The 10,492-nt window shown below is 55.6% G+C and carries 11 protein-coding genes and 1 pseudogene; 3 read left to right on the plus strand and 9 right to left on the minus strand.

Annotated features, from left to right (window positions below; genetic code table 11):
* Positions 1-159: 159 nt before the first annotated feature.
* The 3 genes and pseudogenes from V7714_RS17650 to V7714_RS17660 all read right to left on the minus strand — a co-directional run.
* Positions 160-452: pseudogene (locus tag V7714_RS17650) on the minus strand (transposase); the annotation flags it as partial.
* A gap of 348 nt (positions 453-800) precedes the next feature.
* Positions 801-1,034, minus strand: coding sequence for a hypothetical protein (locus V7714_RS17655; RefSeq protein ID WP_335710893.1), 234 nt, complete (start codon positions 1,032-1,034; stop codon positions 801-803).
* A 28-nt stretch (positions 1,035-1,062) separates the two neighbouring features.
* Positions 1,063-1,956, minus strand: coding sequence for an Abi family protein (locus V7714_RS17660; protein ID WP_335710894.1), 894 nt, complete (start codon positions 1,954-1,956; stop codon positions 1,063-1,065).
* Between the two features lie 292 nt (positions 1,957-2,248).
* Here V7714_RS17660 and V7714_RS17665 point away from each other — a divergent pair, with 292 nt between their 5' ends.
* Positions 2,249-2,779 (plus strand): hypothetical protein, encoded by a 531-nt coding sequence (locus V7714_RS17665; RefSeq protein WP_335710895.1) that lies wholly within the window; start codon positions 2,249-2,251, stop codon positions 2,777-2,779.
* A 134-nt stretch (positions 2,780-2,913) separates the two neighbouring features.
* On the opposite strand, the gene V7714_RS20645 is transcribed toward V7714_RS17665, so the two are convergent.
* From V7714_RS20645 to V7714_RS17690, 6 genes are all read right to left on the minus strand, one after another.
* Entirely contained in the window at positions 2,914-4,134 is a 1,221-nt protein-coding gene (locus V7714_RS20645; protein WP_442891407.1) for a TniQ family protein, read from the minus strand.
* Positions 4,067-4,960: a TniB family NTP-binding protein gene (locus tag V7714_RS17670; RefSeq protein ID WP_335710896.1), complete on the minus strand. Its 894-nt coding sequence runs from the start codon at positions 4,958-4,960 to the stop codon at positions 4,067-4,069. The genes V7714_RS20645 and V7714_RS17670 overlap by 68 nt, the downstream gene beginning before the upstream one ends.
* Complete coding sequence (locus tag V7714_RS17675; RefSeq protein ID WP_335710897.1) at positions 4,957-6,822, minus strand: Mu transposase C-terminal domain-containing protein; 1,866 nt, start codon at positions 6,820-6,822, stop codon at positions 4,957-4,959. Before V7714_RS17675 ends, V7714_RS17670 begins: the two co-directional genes overlap by 4 nt.
* A complete protein-coding gene (locus V7714_RS17680) occupies positions 6,815-7,525 on the minus strand; it encodes a TnsA endonuclease N-terminal domain-containing protein (protein ID WP_335710898.1) in 711 nt (236 codons plus the stop codon). Before V7714_RS17680 ends, V7714_RS17675 begins: the two co-directional genes overlap by 8 nt.
* A gap of 266 nt (positions 7,526-7,791) precedes the next feature.
* Positions 7,792-8,565, minus strand: a complete 774-nt coding sequence (locus V7714_RS17685) for a hypothetical protein (RefSeq protein ID WP_335710899.1) — start codon at positions 8,563-8,565, stop codon at positions 7,792-7,794.
* Complete coding sequence (locus tag V7714_RS17690; RefSeq protein ID WP_335710900.1) at positions 8,562-8,840, minus strand: hypothetical protein; 279 nt, start codon at positions 8,838-8,840, stop codon at positions 8,562-8,564. The genes V7714_RS17685 and V7714_RS17690 overlap by 4 nt, the downstream gene beginning before the upstream one ends.
* 115 nt (positions 8,841-8,955) lie before the next feature.
* On the opposite strand from V7714_RS17690, the gene V7714_RS17695 reads away from it, so the two are divergent.
* Together V7714_RS17695 and V7714_RS17700 are read left to right on the plus strand one after the other, a co-directional pair.
* Entirely contained in the window at positions 8,956-9,336 is a 381-nt protein-coding gene (locus tag V7714_RS17695) for a helix-turn-helix domain-containing protein (protein ID WP_335710901.1), read from the plus strand.
* A 249-nt stretch (positions 9,337-9,585) separates the two neighbouring features.
* Positions 9,586-10,317: a hypothetical protein gene (locus V7714_RS17700; RefSeq protein ID WP_335710902.1), complete on the plus strand. Its 732-nt coding sequence runs from the start codon at positions 9,586-9,588 to the stop codon at positions 10,315-10,317.
* The last annotated feature ends 175 nt before the right edge of the window (positions 10,318-10,492 follow it).

Here is a 10,492-nt window from a genome sequence, read left to right on the forward strand (position 1 = left end):
GCGAGGGCCTAGCGGTCCGCACCTGGTCGCGCTGGCTCAACAGTCTGATGAAGTGGTACGAGCATTCTGGATTTTGGCAGGTCGGCCAGAGAATCGGGGGGACTCAGCTAGAGCAGATCTCCGAGCCTTACTGGTCAGCGCACTTGCGCTACTGGACTAGCTGACCTGCCGACGGCGATCCGGCACGCTCACCACTTTTTTGCGTTGATCTCCTTCATCACTTCGACTTCGAGATCCCGTTCGGCCAGCAGTTTCTTCAGTCGGGCATTCTCTTGTTCGAGCTGGCGTAGGCGCCGTAATTCGTCGGTGACCATGCCACCATACTTCTGCCGCCAAGTGTAGATGGACGCCTCGCTGACACCGTAGGCCTTGCCGACGGCTGCAACACTGGTTCGCTCTGACTCGCGCAGCATCGCAACGATCTGTTCTTCCGTAAACCTGCTCTTCCTCATGGCACCTTCTCCGGTTGCATGAGGCCAGTCTCTCCAGTTTCTGCTGGTCCGAAAGTCCCCGGGCAGGTCAACCCAATGATCTGCTCTTCTGTATACCGCTTCTTCATGTCCAATCTCCTTCTCTCTGGGATTGGACTCTAAATCACTGTGCTACTCAAATCCGGGGGGACGTCGGATCCAGCAAGCATGTGGAAGTTCGCGTCAGCGGACTCGCTCGCTAGACATTTGGAAAGCCAAGCCTGGCTGGCTGATCAGCTTGCCACACAGCACGCCGGTGTAGTCCTCGTCGTCACCCACCATGGGCCGCTCCGGCTCAGCGTTGACGAGGACTACACCGCCGACTTGGTCTCAGCGGTCTACTGCAGCGAATTCGATGGTTAGGTCGAGCAGGCCGATCTGTGGATACATGACCATGTGCACAAGGCCCGTGACTATCGGATCGGTGATGGGAGAGTGGTCACCAACCCACGTGGCTACCAGTTTGCGAATAGCCACATGGAAAGTGAGCGGTTCGATGCCGGCTTGGTAGTCGAAGTGTAACGATTCATCTTCTTGGACTTTGACGGCGTCTTGCACGGTCATGACCATTTGAAAAGGTACTTACAGGCGATTATCGCCATAAAGGATCAGTCGACCAAGCAATGGGAAATCCCATTTGTACAGGACTTACTCCTGCATACATGCTAAACAGGCTCAACAGGCCATCTCTCAATGCATTGTTCCCATCAATAGCATTCGTCATTATTCTTATTGCTGCCAACCGTGGATAAAGCAGTGCCGCATTAGAAAAATGCGCCGGATGACGAGGATGGGATTTCGGTGGAAAGGGGAAAAGTCGGTCCCAGAGCCGGGAATGGTGAGCACAGGCGTTCCGAAGGTGAGTCAATGTATGCAGCCATGACTCAAAGACAGGCGGTGAAAGGGCAAAGGTCGTTGCTATCGCGCTTTTCCCATGAGTTAACTCTTTGTAAAGAAGTGACCACTTTCCAAAAGAAAGGCATTCAGCAATCGCCCAAGAGGGTGGAAGTATTGGAGCGGTATATTTTGAAAAATAATGCTGTATAAATTTTTCTTTAGATTTATGAACATCTCGCGAAACATCCCCGAACCACTTCGCTTGATCATCGGTTTTTTTAAATATATTTCTTGAAAAATCAATATACCAATGTGGACCAAATAGTCGATTTAATTCATAAATAATGGCAGTACGCGCCGCAACCTCGATCCGATCAATTTGATCCATAATCAGGCATCGCAAAGCCCTATCAAATAGATAAAGGTCATAAACCTGATCAAACGTTACGCCTGGATTGAAAATTCTGGTTCCGTGAGCAAAGGCAGCAGGAGCTGGCTGCATAAGGGCCAGTCCATAACCTCGGAACCTGAAGTAGCCGATAGATCGAAGAACCCGTTCTGCATGAGCTGCATCTGGAACGACCAGCCCTTTAGCCTGAAGGCGCAGTATCAAAGCGGGGATTTCTAAGGCGACCTTGGTATACTTCATTCTTGGCCTATTAAATGAGAAACCCGCCATTTTTACACTGCCCCCTTTCGGAGGCGCGTGGCGGCGGGTGTTGTTGGAGCGGAGTATCAACGCCGAACTCGAGACCCGCAACGCCGAGGACGGGATCACGGTTTACAGGAGTACGATTAAACGGATAACTGGAGCACCAGATCGATCCTAACTCATTGATATTAATAGACCATGCAGCAACATATATTGCAGCTATCATCCGTTCTGTGTAACCATACCCATCACTTGAAGCCTGTTTGAGGCAGCAGGATAGGAGGAGGTCATGAATTCTGGCGGCAGAAAAGTTTCAAAAAGCATGTCGGCTCGTAGAAAGATGTTGCGGGACGGGTTGTGGCCGGGGCTTGATGAAAGCAAGCTCTGGCTTCGCTCACAACGCGTGGGCTTCACCACCATTCCTCGTACGATGGCGTTAGTCGGGAGGATACTAGATCAGCTTTCAGATAAAGGCTTCCCCCTTAGTAGTACGTATCTTACTCTGTGGTGTTGGGTCTTCGACGAAGCCTTTGTCGAGATACGAAACCCCAAGGAGTTCGCGTTCGAGTCCGGCTTCAGCGGCCCTCGAGGTGAGGCAACGTGGAGAGGCCGTATGCGAAGACTGGCGGAACTAGGCTTCATTGATGCCAAACCAGGGCTTGCTGGTGAGTTCCAGTATGTGCTCATCTTCAATCCTATAAAAGTTATCGATCTACAGTATGCAGACAAGAACAAGGATCATGCATATAAAGCTCTGCTAAGCAGGTTGGCTGAGATCGGTGCAGATGACTTGGATGAGATTGCAGTGGCTAGCGACTAGGCCGGCTACTATTGGGTGTTCAGTTGCTGCAATAGAATGCTGCACATCGCCGGTCGACACCGTAGGACGCAGCATGATTCCAGTGGAGCAGGATAAAGAGCTCATCGATCGCGCGTGTTGGAAGCTCAGGCGGCTCAGCGGCGATGGTTCGCCGGTGTGGGGTGCCTCCTCGTGAGCCTCCGAACCTGAAAATCGTTCCCCTCCAACCCCCGCCGCTGCAGGTAATCCTGAGCACTTCGCCACTCCTCCGCCGACATCGGATAGTGACGATGACTCCGACAGCGATCCAGCGCTTCCTCCAGCCAAAGTGGTAAGTCGCTTCGGTATGAGTCCAAGTACGAAGGTCGCAACGATGCAGCTGTTGCTGCAGACACAAACCGATCTGGCCAGTCCTCCAGCACCCAAGCAAGCAGGCGTAGAAGGTACACCCGATCACATAATCGGAGTTGGTCGATGTTGTAGGTAGGGCATTCGCCTGCCGGCGCGAGAGGGAGCAACCCAAGTTGTGGCGCCACCACAGCAGCAATATTGAGCATGCGGTTACGTCCAATCAGTGCCCTCAATAGGTACCGTAACCCCTTAAAAAGGGACATGCTCATCACGGGTCGACCGGTCGGATCTAAGGTCCACGTGCAGGACAAGGCACTCTCGACCTGTGCTTGAAACACCCAAAATCCATCCTCCAGGGGCCGCTCGGCCAAGCGCTTGCCCGCCCGCTGCCAATCATAGCCGCAGCGTAGACAGTGCGTGACGCGGCGATCCTCGCTGAGCCGAGCCGAACCCTCATCTCGCGAAACCTGCACGATGCACCTCCCGCACCCAGGACAGGCATCGAGCAGTAGACGCTGGTGCTTCACGCATGTGACCAAATAGCTCACGCGCCATTGCCGCCTAAAGTACGGTACCGGGTCTTCTTCAAGGCACTGCGGACAGATGGACAAGCCGTGGGCCGTTCGATTCTTTCCGCGGCCACCGAGGCGTAAGATGCCTGCAGGGTTGCATACCCCGCCATCGAATAGAGAACCCTCAAGCGAGCGCAAGCTCGTGTCCCAGACCGCCTCGTAAGGTTGCCGCGCCAACACAGCCAGCCGCTGCAAATCTTCGACCCCCACTCGCAGATCGCCGTCGCCACCCCACGGCACACCAGGGTGATGCCAGAAGCGCTTGGTTAGCGTGTGAGCCTTGATACCGTTCCGCCAGGCCAAGCGAAATACCCAAGAGCTGAGTAGCTCATCCGGCAAGGGCGGCTCTGTCACCAGGAGTCGACCGCTCAGCGCCTTCAGTGGCTCATAGGGTTGGGCGGTAGTGACCGCGTAACGAGGGGGCTGTCCAGCCGAGCGTTTCGAGGTAGTCACGGCCCAGCATCTCCTCAGTGATCTCCTCAACGCCAGTCCGAATCGCGTGTACCGCCAGCATTCGCAACAGATCCAGCATGTCGCCCAGCAGACCATCCGACTCGGCCAGAATGGCCATGGCTTTACGCATCTTCCAAAGCCCCGAGGGCTTTGCCAGGCAAAGCTCATCTTCGAACGTGGCCAGTAGGGCCTTGAGCTCGTCGTCGTATTGCCACCGCTTGAGATGCCGGGGAGGGAATCGGTTGGCGAACTGGGGATCCTGCTGAAGCACGTTCAACATCTCCGGCGTGCCGCTGAGCACGAAGGGGATCTGGAGTTCGTTGCACATATATTTAATGGCATTGAGCAAGTTACGCATCTTCTGCGGCCCACCAAACGCATGGTGGAACTCGTCAAGAATGATCATCTTGATTCCAAGCTCGCTCACCAGGCGTTTCAGTTTGCTGAATTTGGTCTCCGGCGCTTCTCTGCTGCTGGTCTGTGTGAAAAGCCGATTGAGCAGTTCGGTATAAAGCCGAGACTCGCTCAAGTTGCCCGGGCATTGGGCAATCAGCACAGGAAGCTTGGCCGACTCGCCGTCCTGCACCTCTTCCGGACAGTGCTGGGCCACAAACTGCTGAATAAGGGCGCTCTTACCGTTGTTCGAGTCACCGATGAGCGCCATGTTGGGCATACGATGCGAGCGAGGGTGGGCCATCAGTTCGTTGAGGCTACGGAGTATCTGCGTCGCCTTCGGATAGTTGATCCAGATTGAGCTCTCCAGACGATAAATCCGTTCAGCACCCTCAGCGGTCAACTCCTCTGCGTCGATTGTGCTATCGCTCATGACCGCGTCACCACAAACCGTTGAGGCGCGGCCTCTTCATCATCACCCTGAGCGATCGCTTCAACCGGGGCGTAGCTAGGTTTATCCAGTCCGGACTGCTGAACCTTCTTTTTCCGGGTACGGATTTTCTCGGCCTCGATGCGCGCCTGGTTAGTGGTTGCAATCGCCCGCTGCTCAACCCGGCGCATTTCGGCGCGCGCTGCGAAGATGGCATTCTCATCGACGGCATTCTTGCCTTGCGCCTTCAGGTAGGCCTTGATTGCCCTAAGCTCCCACACGCTGATCGCATCGAACTGCGGGTTACGATAGGGAATCCGGAAGTACCTCAGGAGCCGTGGATCCCAGAACCATATGCAAGAAATGTCCCGAGGGTCCCGCCGTACGATGAACTTCTGCTTTGCCCGTACGCTTGAAGGATCACGAGCCTCAACCCAGGGGCGCAGAACGTCTGCCTGGTAGTGAATGCTGTCAATCTCAATACCAGTACGCTGGACCGTTCGCTCTTCCAATGGCATAAAATCCAGCCTGAACTTCTCGACCGCTTCGGCGGTTTCCGGTACCGGCGGCAATCCAATGCCAGGCGCGTCGTCGCTCCCGAAGATGCTATCCCGGTATCGCTTTATCGGGGGCATATCGAGCGCCGAATGCACCTGATTGTGGTAAGCCACGACTAGGTTCGCAAACCAGCGCTCGAACTCTTGCAGCGTCAGGGCCGCTTTCTCGTGAGGTTTGTAACCTTTGAGGTCCGTCGAACGAGACTTGGTCGTACCAGGCAGGGCGTGAATTTCGGACATCAGCGTGCCGATGAGCCGCTCGATATGCCCGCCATAATTCGGCGTCCGGGGCGGCCGGTATTCAAGGTCGATACCGTACTCCTGGCATGCCCGGGTCAGCGCGTCGCTGCGGAACTCCTTGCCGTTATCCAGGTGGATTTTCCGGGGAATGCCACGACACGGGTAGTCCGTATCCAAGCCATGGTCGCGCAAGTGCTGGTCCTTTGGAAGGACCGCCATGGCGATACACATAGCGGTCGTCATCATGCTGGGTGGATCGAACGAGATGTAGTAGCCGGCGACCATCCGCGAGTGAACATCGATCGCTACGGTAATGTACGGCCGCGGAAGCGTCTCCCGGCCAGCCTCATCGACCAGCATCAGGTCGACCTTGGTATGGTCGATCTGCAAGACCGCATAGGGATAGTCTGCGCCAGGGAAAGCACCCACCACCTGCTTAATCCGGCGCTTGCCGGACTTGCCCTCACGGGCGCTGATGCGATCAACCATGGAGATCCCTTGCACGCGCCGATAGAAGGTACTGAAGGAAGGGGCTGAAACGCCGGCCTCGCGGCACAAGCGCTCCAATTCCCGGTATGCATGCGTGACTTTCGCGTTCTGCGTGGTCAGGAAGTACTGCTTGAGCACCTTGAGCACCAAGATCTCCGATTGGTTGCCGGTCCGAGGTGACGCGCGATCCTTCCGCGACCTGCGGACAAGCGACGAGATCGTGCCTTGCTGCTCGTACCTCTGTATCCATCGGAATAGCGTGGCGCGGTCGACGCCGGCTTGCTTCGCAGCCGAGCTGACTTTTTCCTCTCGGCCCTTCGACACCGAGAGCAACGGCGCGATCACACGGTAGCGAGACAAGGCCTGTTCCCAAGCAGTCTCGGAAATCTCGGCCAGGTCCTCACAGGGCACGCCGTCGGCCGGTACTGCGACCTTGTCCATCCAAGCCTTTGTGACAGTGCGGCCAGCTCCGTTGCCCACGTCAAGGAGGTCGATGCGACCATCGAGGCGGTAACCGGCCACGCAGTAGCGCCCACCCTCCGCATCTAGCATGCTACCAATTCGCAGAAGCTCAGCCATGGGCTGGCCTCTGCAGCGAGCTTGCCATCGTCAGGGGCTGTTCGAGGTCTGCCATGAGCCGACCGTGCGCGACCAGGTTCCATACAAAAGGAATCAACTCGGCCTGTTCCGCTGCCGTCCCTGCAGTAGCTTCAAGGAGCTGTCGCGGCGTCACCGTCTTGCCGGCAGGCACCAAGCTCAACAACACGCCTTGGCGCGTGGCCAGAGCCGTGGTGCCGCCGATCTGCATGCGAGCATCGGTGAAACCTAGAAGGAACCTTGCGTTCCTCAAAAGGGGCGTTTGGATGTCGACGTCGCGCACGATCCGGAAGTCGTACCCCTTGGCTCGGCACCATTTGAGCGCAGCCTTGAACCGAGGGCGCAGTTCTAGCCAATCGGCGCGCAGCACCGCTTGTGGCTTAACCTCGTACATAACGGGCCGCCGACCCATCGCCGGAGAAAAGTGCACCAGGGTGTCAGGCGTATACCGGGAGGACCGGCCAGCGCCATCACGCCAGTTTAACGTGACGGGTTGGGGCTCGTAGGTGACGACGTCGGCGTCGAACTCTAGCAATTGATAGAAGTCGCGTTCGAGGCCGGACTCAAAAGGGCGAGAAGTGGTAGCTTTAGAAGTCGCAACCTTGCCGCTGGTATAGGCGTAGCGAAGGCCGATCTTGCGACGATGAAGGCTTGCGGAAACCTGAATACTGGCGCGCGTAAGCATGCGATGAAACGTCCCCTGGCAGATCTACCGACTCCTGGCGATCCGCTCGTTTATGAGCTGAAGTAGCCTAACCACCAAGGTTGAGCTCGCCCATCCTCCAAATAGGGGAAAAGTCGCTAGCTATGCGTCTTGAGGCACGTAGATTTCGCCCATTTCCGACGAACGGTTCTGAGCAACATACTGTCATCATGAGAATGTAAACCAGCTCGTACAGGCCCGACATCGCGAGGACGTACGCCAGGCCAAGCAGAAAGGCACTCATGGTTTTACGGCTTCACACCAAAGATGGCCTCGAAATGATCAAGCACTAGCCTGTAGACCTTGCCATCGTCCAATGTAATCGCTGTGGGTACGGAGTTGGGCACCGGTGCCGGGAAGGCCAAGGCCAGACGAGCAAAGGCAAAGGGATCGGCGTCACACGAAGCTGGCGAAGCTTGGCCGTTCAGGATCAGCGATTTCCAGCTAGCAGCTTTGTCATCGGCGCAGAGCACACCCTTGAGCTTGGACTGAGCATCCGGGTTGTTATCGAACCGCAACGAGGTTGGCACGATGTAGACCGTGGCATCCAGCTGCTTGACGCGCTTTTGAAGCGCACCTTCAAGCTTGCGGCAGGAGGGGCAGTCGAAGGCCGTGAAAAGCAGCACTTGTCGCTTGCCGGTCCCGAAGGTATAGGTTGGGAACTGATCCTTCGACAGACTACCGAGCCACTGCCGATAGAGCTGCCGCTGCTCGTCCGACGACAGGTCCTGACCGCGCTTGGGACCGGACAGGTAGGTATATCCGGTTTCCGAGTTGCCCAGCACAGTCATACGGTCATCAACGTAGGCACGTGGTGTGATGTGTTCGGTGCCGGGAAAATACACCGCATACACCCCTGAGATGGGTGAGGTGCGGACAGCCGAAGGCTTATCTACTAGCTGCGCCCGCAGGCTCTTGAGGATGTCGGCCTCTTTGGCAGCCAGGGCACTGGTTGCGAGTAGCGCGCTCATCATTGCCAAGACCGCGCGATTTGCCAGAACAGCTACTTTGCATTGCGTCATCGTATCTCCGGAGCGGTATGGAAGTAGAACGTGACCGGTAGCTCAGTGATGTCTTCCTCCCAGGCATCCACGAAACGACGAATCTGCTGGATCGCTACCGCATCGTTGCCGATTCGGTCGGCATAGAGGCGCATCGTCATTTGCACTGCCGCTTGCAATGCCAGTAGCGGATCGAGATCGGCGCTGGCCATCTCAGTCAGACCACGCTGCGCGTGATCCAAGAAGATGCGTGCAGCCGAATCCACTTCATGCTGAATGCTGTTGTCGATGGGCATCTCTGGGCTATCGTAGGTTACGTATTGCGATTACATGGTATACGCATTGCGACATCGTTAATAGCCGGCTACCCACGGAAAGTTACGCCCAACGACATATATCGGTGCGCATAACGTGACAGCCAGCAAACGGGAAGTGCCTGCTACGCCCATAGTGGGATCAGAACTAGCCTTGCTCGTGGGAAAGGCGATTGCTTCACGCAGGAAAGCACTCGGCCCTGGCTACAGCCAAGAGTGGCTCGGTGAACAGGTTGGTTTGTCGAAGCAGACGATCAGCAGAATGGAGAATGGTCGGATTGCGCCGACAATCTTCCGCTTGCACGACATTTCCAGTGCGCTGCAATGCACGATGGGGGAGTTACTGGATGGCGTGGTGCAGGCCGGCTCAGACCATGCTCAGGCAGTGATCCGTCTGATCGACGGTTTGCCGGAAGCGCAGCGTGAACCTGTTCTGCGTGTGGTGAGGGAGGTAGTGGCTTCGCTGAAGCAGGTGTAGGCAGTCCGCCTGAGGACCAATGACAGCAGTTAGGTGTTAGCAGACCCTCACGGGTCTGAGCGTGAAAGTCCGCTATTGCTAATGAAGCGAACCGGAGGACGAGTTGATTGGGCACCGAATCACCCATTTGGGCTATGACAGGCAACACCCCAGCACGCTAGGATGGCGACGATGTCATGTACACAGCGAGCCCAGCAAGCGGTGATGCTTTTCACAGACTCATTAGGACCGCTAAGATAGGGCAGAACCGTGCATACCAATGTAGTACAAGGGGGATTCCCTCCGCTGCTACGCAGCTCCGGCTGCCAGTTACTTCAAACCTTAGAACTCATGCCATCCCTCTCCGCATCTAACAGTTTGTTTGAACTCGCGTTCGGCGTGAATGCTGTGTTACCCGCATTGCTCGTAGGTTTCCATGCAGTCAAGGAGAAAGCTGCAGAATCGCTGCTAAAGAAGTTGAAGGAAGTCAAACCAGGTTTTGAAATCCGTGAGCGCGACATTCCCGACTTCATCGATTTTTACTTTAAGTCGAGCAGAGGTCTTAGGCATGCGAAGTACGTTACGTACATCACGGCATTTGTTTCTCTATCCCTATGTGCAGCATCATTGGCTGCACTCTGCTGGTCAGCGGAAAATCCAAACTTTGACGTTCCTTCGAAGCATCTTTATGCATTCGTAGGACTCACTTTGGTCGCCGCGCCGATTTTCTACTGGTTAAGGGATCGCTATCTCCAGTGGTTGTATTCGACTATGGTGATCTACGGCACCAACAATGAGGCAGAAGCACTTGTGTTTGCTGACTGCGTGAACCTATACCTCACACACAAGAAGGAATGGGGGCCGCATGAGCAAAAAATGAATGCGTTTAAGGCCGAGCTACCGTTTTTAATATGGGAGATGAGGCTTATGCGCGCTAAAATGCGGCTAATGTCGCTGTGGCACCGATTATGTTCTAACTTACCGTTCAAGCGGACCCGCTAAAGCGGGCCGCTTAACTTTACGTTGAAGTCTGGAGCAGTTGCCACATCAGCCATTTAATCCTGGGGTTTTGAACGGCTGCTTAGACCGAAAAGCAGCCCTTCAATTTTTTTGATGTGATCGGTGCTTCTTGATTGTGCTCTTTAGAAGGAATTCTTTGGTCAAGCATCTCGCAACT

It is taken from the genome of Chitinimonas sp. JJ19, assembly GCF_036961565.1.
Classification (GTDB): domain Bacteria; phylum Pseudomonadota; class Gammaproteobacteria; order Burkholderiales; family Chitinimonadaceae; genus Chitinimonas.